The organism is Mucilaginibacter sabulilitoris (assembly GCF_034262375.1).
Taxonomy (GTDB): Bacteria; Bacteroidota; Bacteroidia; order Sphingobacteriales; family Sphingobacteriaceae; genus Mucilaginibacter; species Mucilaginibacter sabulilitoris.
On sequence record NZ_CP139558.1, the window covers coordinates 424,616 to 440,973 of the forward strand.

The following is a 16,358-nucleotide window of genomic DNA, read 5'->3' on the forward strand; positions in this document are numbered from 1 at the left end:
ATTGATCATTAATAACCTAAGTATATCATGATACTACATCGTTTTAAAAATATGTTACTAAAGCCTGCTGTAAGGGTATTGCTCCTGGCTTTACCTGTTTCGCTTATTGCAATGCAAGCCAGTGCCCAGACTTTTTTACGGGCCGATGGCAAGAAAATAGTTGATGAAAGTGGCAAAAACGTCCTGCTACGTGGTATGGGCCTGGGCGGCTGGATGCTGCAGGAGGGGTATATGCTGCATGTTAATAAAGATAGCCGCCAGTACCGCATCCGCGAGCGGCTGGAAGAACTGATGGGACCAGCCGAAACAAAGGAGTTTTATGATACCTGGCTGGCCAACAACACGCGTAAAATAGATATCGACTCCATGCATCGCTGGGGATTTAACTCTGTACGCTTGCCCATGCATTATAACCTTTATACCCTGCCTATTGAGAAAGAACCTGTTGCCGGAAAAAATACCTGGATTGACAAGGGCTTTAAAATGACGGATGACCTGCTGGCCTGGTGCAAAGCCAATCACATGTACCTGATACTTGATCTGCATGCCGCTCCGGGCGGCCAGGGTAATGATTTGAACATATCCGATCGTAACCCTGATAATCCTTCGTTATGGGACAGCGAAGCCAATAAGCAAAAGATGATAGCGCTTTGGCGCAAGCTGGCCGAGCGGTATAAAAATGAACCTAATATAGCCGCTTATGATATTATAAATGAACCCAACTGGGGTTTTGACGATCGGGAGAATGATAAAAATGGCCTGAAGGAAAAAACAAACGCGCCGTTGAGAAAACTAATGGTTGATATTACCACGGCTATTCGCGCTATCGATAAAAAGCACATCATTATTATTGAAGGCAATGGATGGGGGAATAATTACAATGGCATATTGCCACCGTGGGATAAAAACATGGTGCTCAGTTTCCATAAATACTGGAATTTTAACGACCAAAAATCTATTGAGCACATCATCAAAACCCGCGACCAGTATAACGTTCCGGTGTGGCTCGGCGAAACTGGTGAAAACTCTAATGTCTGGCTTACTGAAGCCATTCGTCTTTTAGAAAAGAATAATATTGGCTGGGCTCTGTGGCCATTGAAAAAAATGGGAAACAACAACCCAATCGAAATACCATCAAACTTGAATTATGATGATGTTACCAATTACCTGAACACGGGTAAACATAAGCCAAACGAAAGCAATGTATATAGCGGCACGCTCGAAATGGCAACTTACGCCAAACTGGAGAATGCCATTATTCATCACGATGTAATAGATGCTATTTTCAGGCAGCCGTTTTCTGCGGCGACCAAACCCTTTAAAGCCAATAAGGTTATCAACGGCACCATCATCAATGCGGTTGATTATGACCTGGGTCGTAATGGATTTGCTTATTTTGACACCGACACCGCCGATTATCATACATCGGGAAAACCGGGCATTGGCAACCATGGTCGCGTTTACCGTAACGATGGGGTAGACATCAGCAAAGATTCAACCGCCTACAATAGCTATTATGTTGATCATATTGAAACCGGCGAATGGATGCAATACACCCTGCAGGTAAAAACAGCTGGTATTTACTCGGTTGGCTTAAAACTGGCATCGGGCATTGATGACGCTAAGCTATCACTAAACGTTAACGGCGCCGACCAAGCCAAAGAGGAGGCCGTGCCTAACACTGGGGGGCTCACAGCCTGGCAGGTTATCACCGTAAAGGATATACGTTTAAAAGCAGGCAGCAATAAGGTACGGGTTTATGCCAATAAGGGCGGTTATAATTTGCATTGGCTGCGCTTTTGGAAGGCTAAGTAAACTTTATAATTCTATAATGATTAACAAAAAAGCCGAGCATCACCTACTGGAGCAGGTGATGCTCCGATAAAAGTTGGCTGGGCCTAAATATTCCTTTAAATACTCTTCAATTAAAAATAATCACCTTTTTTATTGCATGTTAAAACATATTATGCGGAATTACACGTATAAGATTAAATAGATAATTTAGATGAAAAAGTTGCTTTTTGCATTCAGGGCTTTTAAAAGTATCTTAAAAGCCGATAGTTATTGTTTAATCACCACAAAAGGAAATACGTTTGCCTGTAAAGGAGATATTAAACCTCAGGATTTCCATCACATTGTTAATGAAGTATGGGATAATTTTTCCGGCCAGGAAGATACACTTAAACAGTATAAAGAATTACTTGGGGTAAAATCTTAGTTACTCCCGGCTGAGGATTTTACCCTTACCCGGCCGAGCCCTCTCTGTCCAGACTCCTGAAATGTATTGCCTCGGCCAGGTGTTCCAGCTTAATTTCTTCACTCCCGGCCAAATCAGCTATGGTGCGGGATACCTTTAATATACGATTATAAGCACGTGCGGAAAGGCCCAGTTTCCACATCGCTAATGGTATGGTGCGGCGAACGGAATGGCCTTATGGTAACTAAAGCATCGACTGCGGCCAGCTTGCCAGCAACAGAATGGATTTTGGTAGTCTCTAATGATTCGTATAAACTCAGCGGCGGCAAAATAGATGGCCGCCTGCAGGCAAGCATGGTTTTACCTGCTCCCGGCGGACCGATCAGTATCACGTTGTGCCAGCCGGCGGCAGCAATTTCCAACGCGCGTTTAATATCTTCCTGGCCTTTTACTTCGCTGAAATCGCTGTCATAATTGCTCAGGCTATTATAAAACTCTTCGCGGGTATTTACTACTTCGGGCTGTATGTTAATATCTCCGTTGAAAAACCCGGCTACTTCTTTGATGCTCTCCACGCCATAAACTTCCAGATCATTCACGATGGCTGCTTCACGCGCATTTTGTTTGGGAGAATAAATCCTTTGAAGCCATCTTTGCGGGCCTGTATAGCTATGGGCAGAGCTCCTTTAATGGGCTGCAAGCTGCCGTCAAGCGACAGTTCGCCCATGATGATGTACTTATTCCATGTTCTCGGGTTCTATTTGCCCAGAAGCGGCCAAAACACCCGAAGCAATGGTCAGGTCATACGATGAACTTTCTTTTTTAATATCAGCGGGGCCATATTAACCACTACCTGCTGGCGGGACATCCGGAAACCGCAATTTTTCAGGGCCGATTCTATACGGAAATAGCTTTCTTTAACCGCAACATCGGGCAGGCCAACAATAAAGTATTTGGTTCCCGCGGCTATATTTACCTCAACTGTTATGGTAATAGCCTCAATACCATAAACCGCGCTCCCAAAAGTTTTAACTAACACTGTGATAAGTTTAAATCAAGCGAAAGATAAATATTTTTTAGTTAGGTGAAAAAGCGGAATGATTTTGTGATAATTCACCAATTTTGGACAATAACGTTCTTCCCTTAGATAGCGACGTAATGTTTTGTATATTAATGCTTTGACTTTCAGCGTCGAAAAGTTTTACAAGGCCAATTATTAATCTTTCTTATCATTTATTAACCCCACTACCATGGACCCTCAATCACAAAAGTTTTTCAATTTGCTTCACCCGAAGCTAATTGATGATGCCATTGCCGCCTGGACAATTTGTCAAACCGATTTGTTAGATCATCCTAATGTTCAGATTACCGTAACGCAATCATTACGCACGTTTGAAGAATCTGACGAGCTTTTTAAACTGGGCCGAACGAAAGTGAATCCCGATGGAAGGAGCCCTTCAAAACCTTTCGGAAATATTGTCACCAATGCCCCTGGCGGAAGCAGCTATCATAATTATGGCCTGGCTTTTGATTTTAAAATGATAACCAATGGTCATGACGATTGGGACGTTGGCCCGCTATGGCGCCGTGTGGCTGCAACTATGAAAGAACACGGCTGGACATGGGGAGGCGATTTTAAAAAGCTGGCCGATGCACCACATTTTGAAAAAACATTTGGCTTTAACTGGAAAGCCCTCCTGGTTAAACACAATGCAGGTGATTTTATACCCGGAACGCAATACGTAAATATATAGCCAATCTTTTATTAAAAGTAAAAGCCCTGTTTGATTACAAACAGGGCTTTTTAATATTGATTCCCTTTTTTCTTATCGCGCCATTGTTGTAAACAGGAAAAGGCCACACGAAAAAACAACACTGGCCAAAACTATTACCGACCATACGCTTTGATGCCTCCTGCTCATTTTTTCGAAGGCCAGATTGAGCGTTCTAAGCCTTTTATTATTTAGCAATATAAAATAGTTTAACAGCAGGGCGCCTACCGCACCGAAGAGAATAAACGTGCCCGTAGTGATATTAAAATTAAACCAACCCGATCTTAAACAAAGCTGAACCATCAACATCAGATTTGTTAATAAAATGATCATCAGGAAACTCACGCCAAAAAGCGAATTAAAACGTGGCAAACTTACCTGACCGAAATTTTTAAAGCTCCACCTGTAAAAACTTACATACACGGATTTATAAAATCTTGCAGTGTTCATGATGCTGGGGGTTAAGGTTAATAAATAGGTTTATGATATTATATATGGCTATAACGTCATTTAATAAAATTTTATTGCGTTAAATTAATAAATAATATCAATTTAAACACTTTTTTAACAAGAAGCACTAAAAATGCGGCAATTGCATTTATATAATATAACCTACACATAATAGTTAAAAAATTATGCTTACTCATTAAATATTGGCAAATATCAGCGCGCTTTGATTTTCCTTCTTTTGCCTGATTTTAACACCCGGATCATGGTGGTTTTAAACCATCCGGATTTACGAAACCTAATGGCAATAAACGACCACGCGGCTATTAATAATGCGGCTATCATAACGGTAAAGTTTATCTACAGAGTGGTGAGAACAAGTTAAATGGCAACTACGAGCCGTTGCCCGTTGGGTACATCTAAATTCCAGAGGTCAGCGATATCTATCAATTTTACGCTGATCGTTCGAACCCTGAGTTTTCTTTCTGCGGCCAATTGAAACATCTCCGGAAGCATCTCTGAAAAAAGCAAACCAACCTGTTGCTTTGACCAGCCACCAAGACCAGACCCGGTTAATTGAAGGTCCACACTTCGCAAATTGGCCGCCGACAGCTGGATAAGGTCTCCCGCCATGCTACCTACCGAAACATATCTTATTTTATTTGTAAATGAACCATCGCCTTTTATACAGGCAAGTATCATCTCTGCTGTATGTCCCCACAGGTAATCTATAATAATATCAAAAGGGGTTTGTGTATGAATGGCCTTAACCTGTGCCTTAAATGGTTCATCATCCTGCATAACAGAAATCGTTTCGTCCGCACCCAGCGCTAACAAGCTATTAAGCGACTCTGGATTTCTGCCAGTAACAATGATTTTTTTAGCGCCATAATATTGTGCTATCTGTACAGCTACCTGCCCGGTAAAACCTGTCGCTCCATTAATCAGCACCACATCTCCAGGCTTAATATCGGCTTTAAACCGCAAGCCCATTGCCGCGCCAATAATCGCATTGGGTAAAGCCGCTGCCGTTGCATCATCCAGTTCTGTTGGTACTTTAACTATCCGGTCTTTATGGATAGTGGCTTTTTCTGCCAGCATTCCGCTTACACCCATGCCGTATACCCTGGTTCCATCATCAAGTAAGCAAACACCATCGCCCCCAATAACGCGGCCCTCAGCCCCGGGTGTATCACTTGAATAATGCTTTCCGGCGGCGCGCCCCTTATCAAGGTGTTTAATAGCAACGGCCCTTACCTTTACTACTATTTCGTCGCTGTTTTGAGCTATTGGTTCAGGAAAATCAACATATTGAGGTAATTCTCCTTTTTCGTACATTACTGCTGCTTTCATCTTTCTTCTTTTTGTTAACACAAAATTAAAAGCTGAAGTAGCGTTGGGACGATAACATATGTTATCAAGTTCAGAAATGTGGTTTGCCTTTCGCGAGTTTGCTTTTGATACGGCTTAAATGAACCGTGCTTACACCCAGGTAAGAGGCGATATAATGCTGCGGGACGCGCTGTACAATATGTGGCCTTTCATTCAAAAGATTTTGATACCGCTCTTCGGGTGTATCCCTGATAAACGAAACAAACTCGTTAATGTAATGCATTTGCCTAATGGCCGATACTTGCAGTATCATTTCTAAAAAGTAAGGTTTCTGGCTTAACTCACCCATCAGTTGGGTAACATATTGTTTGGGGAGCAAATAAACTATCGATGGTTCTAATGTTTCGATAGTAAACGGGCTCGGTGTGTTGTTAATAAAACTGTCGAAGGAGGCAAGGCCTTCATTTTCGAAAAAAAACTGGACTGTTTTATCATCGCCCTTATTGTTAAAAAATGTTCGCACACAACCCTTTTCAATAAAAATATATTGGCCAGACACCTTTCCTTCTTCCAGCAAAATAGTTTTGGCCGGCACCTCCATTCGCTGCTGATATTCCAGGTATTTATCCCAAAATGAATTTAATTCCGGAAACTTATTTCTAAAATGAAAAAGCATAACTTATTTAATTGATATGCTAAAGATAAGACCCGGATTTGATTTGTTAAGCGCCGATTTATCCATAGCAAAGGCCTTTGCTAAAGTGGCCTTTGCTATGGATTAAATCATTTTTATTTGGCAGCAACTATTTGCAAAAGGCCCTTGTCGGGGTTACTTTTTACTACGCACTGGTTATCAAATATCATAGTTGCCCCATTGGCTTCGGTATATTTTGGCCAGTTTGGCAGGTCTTTATTATTGGGGTCACCGTTTCTTGCAAAATTTATCCAGGCCTGACTTATGCGGTTGGCCAGCGCATAAGCCTCTTTGCCGCCACCGGTCATTTCTTCGCAACGGTCTATATTGTTAAACTGGAAAGCCAAGTCCATACAATGAATGGCCTTAAGCGTACCATCCAATACCGGCGATTGCCAGGTGAACAAATAGGTGTAAACCGGAGCGGTTCCTGATGCCGATTTGGCATTAGCCTGTTTTACTACCCCCGGCCTGAAACGCAGATCGATATCAACATAGTCTGATGGTTTTAGGGTGCTGTTAGGATAGGTTTTTTTAACCTCGGCCATGTAGGCATCCGTTTTATCGCCATATGTTTTTTGCAAATAGGTTTTGATCGAGTCTATTGAATACTCCTTTAACGCAGGGTTCATGGCCGATGCAAAAATCTCGTTCTTGGTAGAGCCTACCAGCAGCGGTACATCTTTTGACAAAGCCAACGCGGCGTCATCGCCCGGCTGATAAGACAGGAAGTTGTTATCCAATATAGGTCCCCAGCCTAACCCAAAGCCCGGAAGGTTTTTACCTTCGGCCTTTAATGCGTCTGATACCTTTTTCATGGCTTTTTTACTGGCGGCATACAGGCGGTCGTACGGCACGGTTTGTAATGAATCTGCCTGTGCGGGTTGCAGGTTAAGCTCTTGCAGTAATTGGGCTGAAACTCTTTTGGCAATAGCGTTATCTAAAAAGTTGTTTACATAACTGCCGCTCTGTACAATGGCTTTTTGGAACAGCCCTTTTGCTGATGGTGCAGCCATCAGGGTTGATACCTTACCACCGCCACCCGACTGACCAAAGATGGTCACATTGTCCGGATCGCCGCCAAACTGGGCTATGTTTTGCTTAACCCACTGTAAAGCAGCCACGATATCAAGCATACCGGCATTGGGCGACGACTTGTATTTATCGCCATAGGCCGACATATCCAGGAAACCCAGCACATTTAAGCGGTGATTGATGGATACTAGCACCACATCGCCTTTGCGGGTTAGGTTTTCACCATCATAGGAGGGCAGTTCGATTGATGAGCCGGCCGTAAAACCGCCACCGTGTATCCAGAACATTACCGGCCGCTTTTTGCCATCGTTAAGCCCTTTTGTCCAGATGTTGAGTACCTGGCATTTTTCGCTGCTATAACCCCAGTCATGATGATAAGCAAATTCCGATGGATCATTTACCTGCGTGGTTACATCGGTAGGGCAAACCGGGCCGTATGACCTTGAGCTTCTGATGCCCTTCCAAGGAGCAGGTTTTTGCGGTGCCATAAAACGCTCGGCAGTAGCGTAGGGGATACCCTTATAAATATAAATCCCTTTATGGATATAGCCAGCCACCTGCCCGTTATCAGTATTGGTTACGGCTATATCCTTACCGGCAACAATAGCATCATCGCTGTTTTTATTTTGACAATAACCGTAAGCGGGCAGCAGGCAAATGGCCAAAAGCACCCTAATTGTAGAGATTTTCTTCATGACTTTATCTGGTTTAGTATAATTGGTTTATTGATTATCCGGGAGCCTGAATAACAAAACCTAAACCGATATTACAGACAAATCACTCTTAGCAGAAATATATGCTTAAGCGGATGCTTTTTCTATAATTATCATTGTGTAGGTATTACACAATGATAATTATAAATTCTTATAAATCAAGGCATCAGTGTAAATTTAATGATGCCTGAAATCGCGTACCACAAAATTGTTACTGTACTTTATATTTTAACATAAGCTCAAGCCAGTTAACATTGTTAAAGCTGGCCAGCAAATTCACCTCAGGATCAAAAATTACGTCAGCAGGAGCCGCCTTCGCGGGAATTTCAAAATTATTTATCTTATCTTTTATAGTTGCAGTATAGAGCTTACCGTCAACAGCATACGTTAAAGGGAACTCATAAGGTGTTTGCTGTGTTTGCTCAACAGCAAAGTTTATCACCCCTTTACCTGCATCATAATGCCAGGCCACATTTAAATCCGGATGCCCCGCGGTACGCAGCCATTGGTTAAAAAATTGTTTCAGGTCCTGCCCGCTGGTTTGCTCCATTACCCGGCGCAGATCGTCGGTATTAGCATTGCTGCCCTTGTATTTGGCGTAATAGTTACGTATCCCTTTCCAAAAAAGGTCGTCGCCCAGTTTGCGGCGTAACATGTGCAATACCCAACCGCCTTTTTCGTAACTGTTGGCATTTAGCAGTTGCATATAGTCGCTTTTTACGGCGCTGTCAAGCACAGGGGTAAGACGCTTCTTTTCAAAATCCAGTACCTTTTTCCTGTCAGCAATTAAACGCTTTTTCAGGGTATCGGCACCGTATTTATTTTCGAGGTACAGGTTGGTCATATAAGTAGCAAAACCCTCGCTGAGCCACAGGTGCCAGAAACTTTTTTCGCTGGCGCCATCACCAAACCACTGGTGTGCAATTTCATGGGCCATTAATTCCTCAATCTCCGGCGACGTTACCGACTCTTCAAAGTAAAATATGGCGCTGGCATTTTCCATGCCCCCAAATATGGTTTTTGACTGTACGTTGGCCAACTTCTCATAACTGTACGGACCAACCTTGTTTATAAAAAATGGCAATATCTCTTTAGCAACCGAATAGCTTTTAAAGCCCACAGCCCTACTCTCCGGAAAAACATAAGTATAAACCGGGATTTTATTTACATCACCCTGGTGCTCAATGGCGAATGCTGCAACTCCAATCACCATTACCTTAGTGGGCAATACCGTTGCCTCATGCCAATGGGTAAGTTTTAAATGATTGGGTAATTGCTGCTCTTTTATTTTTAACCCATTTGATATTACCTGGTAATGATCGGGCGCGGTAACCACAAAGTCAACGGAAGCCTTATCGGCAGGTACATCTACACAGGGAAGCCAGTTATGCGCGCGGTTTGGCCAGTTATCGCCAAAAAAAGTACGGTGCCCAAATTTATTAGTAGATATAATCAATCCATCAGCCGGGACACCCGAGTAACTTACCTTATAGTTATGTATGCTGTTTAATTTAGCGTTGGTGTATATTTTAACATTACCGCTATTCTGCACAAATTTTAGCTTTTTGCCATTTTCGGTAACCCCCGCAACCAGCATGCCTTTGCCCTCAGCATTTTTTTTAACCAGGTCGAGGTTAAATTCACCCGTGCTTTTTAAAAATTTTACAGTAATGGCAGCCTGCCCATTTATGTTATTATCTGTATCATTTAGCTGCAGGGCGAAGTTATAATGCAGAACATCAATAGCTGCCCCTGGAATTTGGGCATGTCCCGAGAATTGAAATACGATAAGCGCTGCACAAAGGGCAATATATTTACGCATGTTACCGGTGTTCTGAATGTTTAGATGAACACAAAGCTAATAAAAAAGCAATGGTTAGCTGTCGCTGATACCGATGGTCCGAAGATCTTTATTCGCTCCCAAGAGAGGGAATCGCACAACCCTGTACTTTTATATAATATTATAATAGCGCCCCAAACAGGGCGCATTAATTACATCTTCGGCATCCTGCGCATCATGCTGGCCATGGCTGCCGGGTTGCTCATTTGCTTCATCACCTTTTTCATGTCGTCAAACTGTTTCATGAGGCGGTTTACCTCGGCCAGATCGGTTCCGGAACCTTTGGCTATACGTGTACGGCGGCTTTGATTAATGGTTTCGGGGTTTGATTTTTCAAACGGGGTCATGGATTGAATAATGGCCTCTATCGCTTTAAAGGCATTATCATCAACCTCCACATCCTTCATCATTTTGCCTACGCCAGGTATCATACCCATCAGATCTTTCATGTTACCCATCTTTTTGATCTGCTGTATCTGGCTGTAAAAATCGTTGAAATCAAACTTATTTTTACGGATCTTCTTTTGCAGTTCGGCGGCTTCTTTTTCGTCAAACTGCTGTTGCGCACGTTCTACCAATGATACCACGTCGCCCATGCCCAGGATACGGGATGCCATACGATCGGGGTGGAAAACGTCGAGCGCTTCCATCTTTTCGCCGGTACCTATGAATTTGATAGGCTTGCTCACCACCGATTTTATAGACAACGCCGCGCCACCGCGGGTATCACCATCAAGCTTGGTTAATACCACGCCGGTAAAATCAAGCCTGTCGTTGAACACTTTAGCGGTATTCACGGCATCCTGACCGGTCATCGAATCGACCACAAACAGGATCTCATGAGGGTTAACAGCAGCTTTTACCTGTTCAATTTCCACCATCATGGCTTCGTCAATAGCCAAACGACCGGCGGTATCAATGATCACCACGTTGTTGCCGTTCTGTTTAGCCTGGGCAATACCTTCGCGGGCAATAGCAACCGGATCTTTTGATTCGCGGTTGGCATAAACCGGGATACCTATCTGCTGGCCTAAAACCTCCAGCTGGTCAATAGCCGCTGGGCGGTAAATATCATCGGCAACCAGTAACGGCTTTTTGTTTTTTTGCGTTTTTAAGTAATTGGCCAGCTTACCGGTAAAGGTGGTTTTACCCGCACCGTTCAATCCGGCAATCAGTATAATGGTAGGCGTAGCCGGAAAATTAAGTTCGGCGGTGGTGCCCCCCATTAGTTCGGCCAGCTCATCGTTCATGAGTTTGGTAAGCAACTGACCCGGCGAAACTGCTGTTAACACGTTCTGTCCCAGTGCTTTTTGCCTTACATCATCTGTAAAGGCTTTGGCGGTTTTATAGTTAACGTCAGCATCCAGAAGGGCTTTGCGTATCTCCTTCATGGTTTCGGCCACGTTTATTTCAGTAATAGTTCCTTGACCCTTCAGGACCTTGAACGCCCTGTCGAGTTTATCCGAAAGATTTTCAAACATTATAATAAAGTACTTTAATCTTTTAAAGGTTACAAAGGTATGATTTTGAAATATATCCGTTGAATTAATTTAGAATTGACGGCGCATTTTGAAAAGCCATCCCATGATACACCCGGCAAAACTTTTTAAAGTTCTATTTTAACATATTATACCCGTTTTCAGTATCCAACCCGGATAAAAACCATTCATAAACCGAATGAAAACCATCAAAAACAATTCATTTTAACAAAAAATACGCGGCTTTTTGATTTTTTAAAAAGTATTAATGTTTTGGCTTACAATAACATTGTCAAAAAACGTCTGGTTATTTTATGCTCTCCATTCAGCAAAACAGCCCGGCTTTCCTGATAGGAAAGCCGGGCTGTTTGTATATACAAATTTACTAAATTTTTCTTTAAATCTACGGGAACCTGTATAACATACCCAATGCCAGGCCCTCTGTTGCCTGAGCATCAGCCGATGTATGTTTATCGTATAACAACGTACCATTGACGGTTACATTGATTAGCCGGTTTACACGGGCTGACAGCACCATATCCACACGGTGGGTTATATATTTAAGCTCTTGCCCATAGGGTATGAATAACGCATAGCGGGTATTGAGGTGAATATTTTTCATGATATCCTTATCAAACAGGGCAACCATCTGGAACGCGAGATCGTTTTTTACTGTTTTAAGGGTATCTACACCATAATTATCTACCTGGAACCGGTGTATGTCATGATCTAATACGAAGGTTTGCTTGGCGGTACCAGTACCCAAACGCAGATCGAAATAATTGGTTGGTTTGTACTCAAAACCGACAGATTCTGTTAAATATCCCGGCGACATAAAGTTGGAGATATACTGCGCATCTATTACACCATTCCCCATATCGACATAGTTAAAACCCTTGTCAAACTGCGACTCGAAGGTTAACGATCCGAATATGTACCAGTTTTTGGATAATTGCGAGGCTATTTTGTTATCAAAAAATATACGGTCATTCGTTTTACGTTTGCCTTGCCCTTTATTTTTCGATACACCGTATAGCAGGTTCAGTTCAGATACATAACTAAACGGGGCCTTGTTATACTCGGTATGATAAATAAAGTTACTACCGAGTGCAACGGCGTTCACACCACCCGCGCTATAATTGCTGCTAAAGGCCGACTGGCTGAAGTTAAGCCCGAAGGTGATCACCTTCTTCCAGTAGTTCACTTTATAATCAAGCATAGTAAGGGGCACCTGTGCCCTCTGGATCTGTACGGGCCTTACCCGGGTAGGGACGGCATTTTTGCGCGAATCTATCCGCAATTTGTTAATCTGAGCCGTATCAATTTTAACGGTGTCTCTTTTTAATGTGTCGGTTTGCTGTGCTTTGGCCGAAATGCCGAAGGTAATAGATACCAGTAAAAGTACGCCAAGTCTGGTTTTTATCATAGTTGACAAATTAAAGCAAAAATCTCCTTTTATAACAGATTAATAAAAAATCAGCCCGATGGTTTTAAAAAAATTGTTTTTGTGGGGTGGGATGGTATAGTGGAAATTGAAGTTTCCGGGTATAGCCTCCCGAAGTTTGGAAACTTCGGACAGCCCCTCCACTGCTCTCACAAACTGTCATCTCGAAAGGTACGAGGAGAAATCTTGTACGCGGGATAGTCATGGTGTATAAGATTTCTCCCTTCGGTCGATGACAAGGCGAAGAAAGGGTGACAGACTATCCCCTAAACTACTTTTTATCCAGATCTTCCGCCTTTGGCGTAACCAACACGGGCAGGTCATACCTGCGCGGGGCCCTTAAAAACCTTTTCAAATTGGTTTTTATAGATGTAATAAACTCATAATCGCTGGCGGTGGTTACCAGGTAATAGCCGGGACGATATCTACGCATAAACTCGGTAAGCTGCTCATCTTTCAAATTGGTAATACTCCCTACATAGGTGCGGTTAAAACGATAATCGATAACGTTTTGCCGGTAATCGCGTTCAATAATGCCCCGCAGGTGTTCGGCGTTGCGGCCACTGCGGCTCAAAGAGTTCCATAAGGCATCAATACCAATGCCCGCGCCCATGCCCGGCGCTACCGAAAGCAGGTCGTGATTATCGAGCGATCCGTAAATTTTGGTATAATCTTTTTTGGTAGCGATGAGTTGCTTTTGAGGATTTAGCATGGTATCGCGAACAATAACCTCTTTAAGCTGAATGGCATTGCGCGTCATATAAACGGCCAGCGGCGCGGTGCTTTGTATCTTTAAAGTATCGGGATGATGGTCTGATTTTGTAAAAACAAGTACATCGCCGGGCTGGGCCTCTATTTTAAATTCTCCCTTTAGGGTGTTATAAACCGACTTGCCTGTTGTGGTATTAAGCACATTTACCTTGGCAATACGGTCTTTGCTTACTTTATCAAACACAATACCGTCAATGGTTTTTTGCTGGGCAAAAACCGTTACCGATAGCGTAAAGAAAAATAAAAGCAGCCATATTTTCATATTGGCGCCAAAAATAAACGTTCGGCAGTGCCTGGTCATACTATTTAACAACAATTAACAGGTTGATGTGAGATGAAAGAGACAAGAGGTTAGAGTCAGGAAGCAAGAAAAGAGAGGGTCTCACCCCGAGCTTGTCGAAGGGTCGCGCGCAGAGGCCCTGCCCACCATGCTTCGACGGGCTCAGCATGATATCTTTCTTTTCTCTTAATTCTCACATCTTTATCCCTACTTCACCACTATAAGTTTTTGGCCAATAGCAATGTGGTCATCAGCTATACTGTTTAACGCTTTTAGTTCATCAACTGTTATTCCAAAACGCTTTGATATGTTGTATAGTGTATCGCCCTGTTTAACGGTATATATTTTATCGTCGGGGCTGGTTTGGGGGATGATATCTGTAGTGGTTTTGCCAATGCTACTATTAATTTGCGACAGCACACGGTCTTCGCGTTTAATTTTGGCTATTTCTCCTTCGGGCCGGTCGTACTGGTCAAGGTGATACCGTACAATAATATTGATAAGCATTTCGGGATATTTGGGGTTGGTAGCATAGCCAGCCTGTTTTAGGCCGCGGGCCCAGCCCTCATAATCGTTCTTATCCAATTCAAAAAGCCTGGCGTAGTTTTTACGTTTCAGGAAAGCAGAGTGGTCACGATAGGAATCATCCGGGTTGTCATATACTCTGAAGCACTCATTGGCGCTGTCATCGTCTTTATAATAGCTTCTGCCGCGCCAGTCGCTGGTGCATTTAATACCGAAATGGTTGTTGGCATACCGGGCCAGTTCGCTGTTGCCGCTGCCCGATTCAAACAGTCCCTGCGCCAGCGTAATACTTGCCGGGATACCGTTCTGGTTCATTTCCTGTATGGCAATACCTTTAAAGCGCTCAATGTATGACAAAGATGTATAGGACTGGTAATTGGCCGCGTCCTTGTTTTCCTTCTGAATGGTGTTATTGTTACGGCGAACCTGCCTGTTTGAAATGGTTCCTTTGTGTGACGAGCACGAGCTCAGGCCAATAGCGGCTATAAATAATAATGAAAGTAGTTTTCGCATACAGTTTAAACCTTGCTGTAAGGCATTAATAAATATGCCAAAATAAGATTTATAAATGTATTTATCAGTTTGTTTCTGCTAATTGCGGCCGGGTGGCCACGTTTGAACTGTCTGCGGGTTTTTCGTCGAGGTCATGCAGGTCATATTTTTTAATAATACCAAGTACCTGCGATGCCCACTTGCGACTGCCAGCATAACCGCTGCGTTGTATGCCTTTTGCCCAGCCCAAATAATCATAATGGGTAAGCGCGTCGGCCAGGTGGCTGAATTGCTTGCGTTCGGTCATGATGCGGGCAAAATCCTGAAACGAATCCAGCACAGAATCGTATCTTTTGTAGGGTGTACGTACTTTTTTATTGTGTTTGGTATAAACCGCGCCACCACCGCCTTTTACGCCAAACTGGTTGTTTAACTTTTGGGCGATGTTGCTGTTGCCGCAACCCGACTCATGCATGGCTACGCCTAAAACAATGCTTGCCGGGATCCCGGTTTCGTGCATAATACGCACGGCATCGTCTTTAAATTTCTCGATATAAGATGTTGAAGTGTTTTTTTGCGCTGAAGCAGCTAATGTTGAGATCAACAATGTTGTAATCAGTAAGATTTTCTTCATAATTATTTTTTTCTGATAACCAGCAGCCCGTCGCGTACCGGCAGGATCAGTTTTTCTACCCTGCTGTCAACAGCTATCTGGTCATTTAGTTTGCGGATATTCTCAGTATCGGTATCTTTTTCGGTACCATATACCTTTCCTTTCCACAAAACATTATCAATTATTATCAATCCTCCGGACCGTACCTTATTAAAGGCTAATTGAAAGTAAGTATAATTATTCTTTTTATCGGCATCAATAAACACCAAATCAAAATTATCTTCCTCTAAATCAGCAATAATGTCCTCTGCCTGGCCAAAATGCAGTTTTATTTTATTTTCAACATTTGTTGATTTAAAGTGTGAAATAATGATTTCCTCCATTTCTCGGTTCACCTCAATGGAATGGAGTATGCCACCTTCGGCAAGCCCTTCGGCCAGGCAAATAGCCGAGTAACCGGTAAAGGTGCCCACTTCCAGTATGAGCTTTGGCTGTATCATTTTGCTCAGGAAACTGAGCAGGCGGCCCTGGTAATGGCCCGACAGCATGTGCGGCCGAAGTACCTTTAAATGCGTTTCGCGGTTGAGCTTTTGCAAGGCTTCCGGCTCCGGATCGCAATGGTCATCTAAGTATGCCTGAAGGTCATGGGGTAGAATATCCATAGGGGCAAAGATAGGGATTTTGTTTTTAATGGGTAAAAACGGGTATTATTCAACTGAAAACCA

Annotated in this window: 18 protein-coding genes and 1 pseudogene; 3 read left to right on the top strand and 16 right to left on the bottom strand. The window is 43.1% G+C overall.

All coding sequences use genetic code 11. The annotated features are described in order from the left end of the window. The first annotated feature begins 27 nt into the window (after positions 1-27). The gene (locus SNE25_RS01880) at positions 28-1,815 is read left to right on the top strand and encodes a cellulase family glycosylhydrolase (RefSeq protein WP_321563395.1); all 1,788 of its coding nucleotides are present in this window, start codon (positions 28-30) and stop codon (positions 1,813-1,815) included. A 190-nt stretch (positions 1,816-2,005) separates the two neighbouring features. Then, positions 2,006-2,218 carry a hypothetical protein gene (locus SNE25_RS01885; protein ID WP_321563396.1) on the top strand — a complete coding sequence of 71 codons (213 nt, stop codon included), beginning with the start codon at positions 2,006-2,008 and terminating at the stop codon, positions 2,216-2,218. A 25-nt stretch (positions 2,219-2,243) separates the two neighbouring features. Here SNE25_RS01885 and SNE25_RS01890 read toward each other — a convergent pair whose 3' ends face one another. The 4 genes and pseudogenes from SNE25_RS01890 to SNE25_RS01900 all read right to left on the bottom strand — a co-directional run bounded on the left by SNE25_RS01890 (position 2,244) and on the right by SNE25_RS01900 (position 3,236). Then, a complete protein-coding gene (locus SNE25_RS01890; protein WP_321563397.1) occupies positions 2,244-2,399 on the bottom strand; it encodes a magnesium chelatase subunit ChlI family protein in 156 nt (51 codons plus the stop codon). Beyond that, the gene (locus SNE25_RS01895) at positions 2,365-2,796 is read right to left on the bottom strand and encodes an ATP-binding protein (RefSeq protein WP_321563398.1); all 432 of its coding nucleotides are present in this window, start codon (positions 2,794-2,796) and stop codon (positions 2,365-2,367) included. Before SNE25_RS01895 ends, SNE25_RS01890 begins: the two co-directional genes overlap by 35 nt. Beyond that, positions 2,793-2,924 (bottom strand): magnesium chelatase domain-containing protein, encoded by a 132-nt coding sequence (locus SNE25_RS31810; protein WP_407666979.1) that lies wholly within the window; start codon positions 2,922-2,924, stop codon positions 2,793-2,795. The genes SNE25_RS01895 and SNE25_RS31810 overlap by 4 nt, the downstream gene beginning before the upstream one ends. A gap of 10 nt (positions 2,925-2,934) precedes the next feature. After that, a pseudogene (locus SNE25_RS01900) lies at positions 2,935-3,236 on the bottom strand (magnesium chelatase domain-containing protein). Between the two features lie 211 nt (positions 3,237-3,447). On the opposite strand from SNE25_RS01900, the gene SNE25_RS01905 reads away from it, so the two are divergent. After that, on the top strand, positions 3,448-3,951 hold the full coding sequence (locus SNE25_RS01905) for a M15 family metallopeptidase (protein WP_321563399.1): 504 nt from the start codon (positions 3,448-3,450) through the stop codon (positions 3,949-3,951). A 72-nt stretch (positions 3,952-4,023) separates the two neighbouring features. Here the strand turns inward: SNE25_RS01905 and SNE25_RS01910 are convergent, their stop codons facing one another. From SNE25_RS01910 to SNE25_RS01965, 12 genes are all read right to left on the bottom strand, one after another. After that, positions 4,024-4,419, bottom strand: a complete 396-nt coding sequence (locus SNE25_RS01910; protein WP_321563400.1) for a hypothetical protein — start codon at positions 4,417-4,419, stop codon at positions 4,024-4,026. 213 nt (positions 4,420-4,632) lie between these two features. Next, positions 4,633-4,761, bottom strand: a complete 129-nt coding sequence (locus SNE25_RS01915) for a hypothetical protein (protein WP_321563401.1) — start codon at positions 4,759-4,761, stop codon at positions 4,633-4,635. A 36-nt stretch (positions 4,762-4,797) separates the two neighbouring features. Next, the gene (locus SNE25_RS01920) at positions 4,798-5,769 is read right to left on the bottom strand and encodes a quinone oxidoreductase family protein (protein ID WP_321563402.1); all 972 of its coding nucleotides are present in this window, start codon (positions 5,767-5,769) and stop codon (positions 4,798-4,800) included. Positions 5,770-5,839: 70 nt separating this feature from the next. Further along, positions 5,840-6,424 (bottom strand): Crp/Fnr family transcriptional regulator, encoded by a 585-nt coding sequence (locus SNE25_RS01925; RefSeq protein ID WP_321563403.1) that lies wholly within the window; start codon positions 6,422-6,424, stop codon positions 5,840-5,842. 113 nt (positions 6,425-6,537) lie between these two features. Then, positions 6,538-8,172 carry a carboxylesterase/lipase family protein gene (locus tag SNE25_RS01930; RefSeq protein ID WP_321563404.1) on the bottom strand — a complete coding sequence of 545 codons (1,635 nt, stop codon included), beginning with the start codon at positions 8,170-8,172 and terminating at the stop codon, positions 6,538-6,540. A gap of 229 nt (positions 8,173-8,401) precedes the next feature. Beyond that, positions 8,402-10,012 (bottom strand): M1 family metallopeptidase, encoded by a 1,611-nt coding sequence (locus tag SNE25_RS01935; RefSeq protein WP_321563405.1) that lies wholly within the window; start codon positions 10,010-10,012, stop codon positions 8,402-8,404. A 170-nt stretch (positions 10,013-10,182) separates the two neighbouring features. Next, entirely contained in the window at positions 10,183-11,511 is a 1,329-nt protein-coding gene (gene ffh / locus SNE25_RS01940; RefSeq protein ID WP_321563406.1) for a signal recognition particle protein, read from the bottom strand. A gap of 400 nt (positions 11,512-11,911) precedes the next feature. Beyond that, positions 11,912-12,934, bottom strand: coding sequence for a DUF3078 domain-containing protein (locus SNE25_RS01945; protein ID WP_321563407.1), 1,023 nt, complete (start codon positions 12,932-12,934; stop codon positions 11,912-11,914). A gap of 289 nt (positions 12,935-13,223) precedes the next feature. Next, positions 13,224-14,024 (bottom strand): peptidase associated/transthyretin-like domain-containing protein, encoded by an 801-nt coding sequence (locus SNE25_RS01950; protein ID WP_321563408.1) that lies wholly within the window; start codon positions 14,022-14,024, stop codon positions 13,224-13,226. Positions 14,025-14,210: 186 nt separating this feature from the next. Then, entirely contained in the window at positions 14,211-15,041 is an 831-nt protein-coding gene (locus SNE25_RS01955) for a glucosaminidase domain-containing protein (protein WP_321563409.1), read from the bottom strand. Between the two features lie 64 nt (positions 15,042-15,105). Next, complete coding sequence (locus SNE25_RS01960; protein WP_321563410.1) at positions 15,106-15,654, bottom strand: glucosaminidase domain-containing protein; 549 nt, start codon at positions 15,652-15,654, stop codon at positions 15,106-15,108. 2 nt (positions 15,655-15,656) lie between these two features. Beyond that, on the bottom strand, positions 15,657-16,295 hold the full coding sequence (locus SNE25_RS01965; protein ID WP_321563411.1) for an O-methyltransferase: 639 nt from the start codon (positions 16,293-16,295) through the stop codon (positions 15,657-15,659). Between the last annotated feature and the right edge of the window lie 63 nt (positions 16,296-16,358).

What these genes read in the sequence shown, in the direction of transcription:
- SNE25_RS01880 (WP_321563395.1), top strand. Translation starts at nt 28, where the DNA reads ATGATACTACATCGTTTTAAAAATATGTTACTAAAGCCTGCTGTAAGG.
- SNE25_RS01885 (WP_321563396.1), top strand. Translation starts at nt 2,006, where the DNA reads ATGAAAAAGTTGCTTTTTGCATTCAGGGCTTTTAAAAGTATCTTAAAA.
- SNE25_RS01890 (WP_321563397.1), bottom strand. Translation starts at nt 2,399, where the DNA reads ATGTGGAAACTGGGCCTTTCCGCACGTGCTTATAATCGTATATTAAAG.
- SNE25_RS31810 (WP_407666979.1), bottom strand. Translation starts at nt 2,924, where the DNA reads ATGGGCGAACTGTCGCTTGACGGCAGCTTGCAGCCCATTAAAGGAGCT.
- SNE25_RS01905 (WP_321563399.1), top strand. Translation starts at nt 3,448, where the DNA reads ATGGACCCTCAATCACAAAAGTTTTTCAATTTGCTTCACCCGAAGCTA.
- SNE25_RS01910 (WP_321563400.1), bottom strand. Translation starts at nt 4,419, where the DNA reads ATGAACACTGCAAGATTTTATAAATCCGTGTATGTAAGTTTTTACAGG.
- SNE25_RS01915 (WP_321563401.1), bottom strand. Translation starts at nt 4,761, where the DNA reads ATGATAGCCGCATTATTAATAGCCGCGTGGTCGTTTATTGCCATTAGG.
- SNE25_RS01920 (WP_321563402.1), bottom strand. Translation starts at nt 5,769, where the DNA reads ATGAAAGCAGCAGTAATGTACGAAAAAGGAGAATTACCTCAATATGTT.
- SNE25_RS01925 (WP_321563403.1), bottom strand. Translation starts at nt 6,424, where the DNA reads ATGCTTTTTCATTTTAGAAATAAGTTTCCGGAATTAAATTCATTTTGG.
- SNE25_RS01930 (WP_321563404.1), bottom strand. Translation starts at nt 8,172, where the DNA reads ATGAAGAAAATCTCTACAATTAGGGTGCTTTTGGCCATTTGCCTGCTG.
- SNE25_RS01935 (WP_321563405.1), bottom strand. Translation starts at nt 10,012, where the DNA reads ATGCGTAAATATATTGCCCTTTGTGCAGCGCTTATCGTATTTCAATTC.
- ffh (WP_321563406.1), bottom strand. Translation starts at nt 11,511, where the DNA reads ATGTTTGAAAATCTTTCGGATAAACTCGACAGGGCGTTCAAGGTCCTG.
- SNE25_RS01945 (WP_321563407.1), bottom strand. Translation starts at nt 12,934, where the DNA reads ATGATAAAAACCAGACTTGGCGTACTTTTACTGGTATCTATTACCTTC.
- SNE25_RS01950 (WP_321563408.1), bottom strand. Translation starts at nt 14,024, where the DNA reads ATGACCAGGCACTGCCGAACGTTTATTTTTGGCGCCAATATGAAAATA.
- SNE25_RS01955 (WP_321563409.1), bottom strand. Translation starts at nt 15,041, where the DNA reads ATGCGAAAACTACTTTCATTATTATTTATAGCCGCTATTGGCCTGAGC.
- SNE25_RS01960 (WP_321563410.1), bottom strand. Translation starts at nt 15,654, where the DNA reads ATGAAGAAAATCTTACTGATTACAACATTGTTGATCTCAACATTAGCT.
- SNE25_RS01965 (WP_321563411.1), bottom strand. Translation starts at nt 16,295, where the DNA reads ATGGATATTCTACCCCATGACCTTCAGGCATACTTAGATGACCATTGC.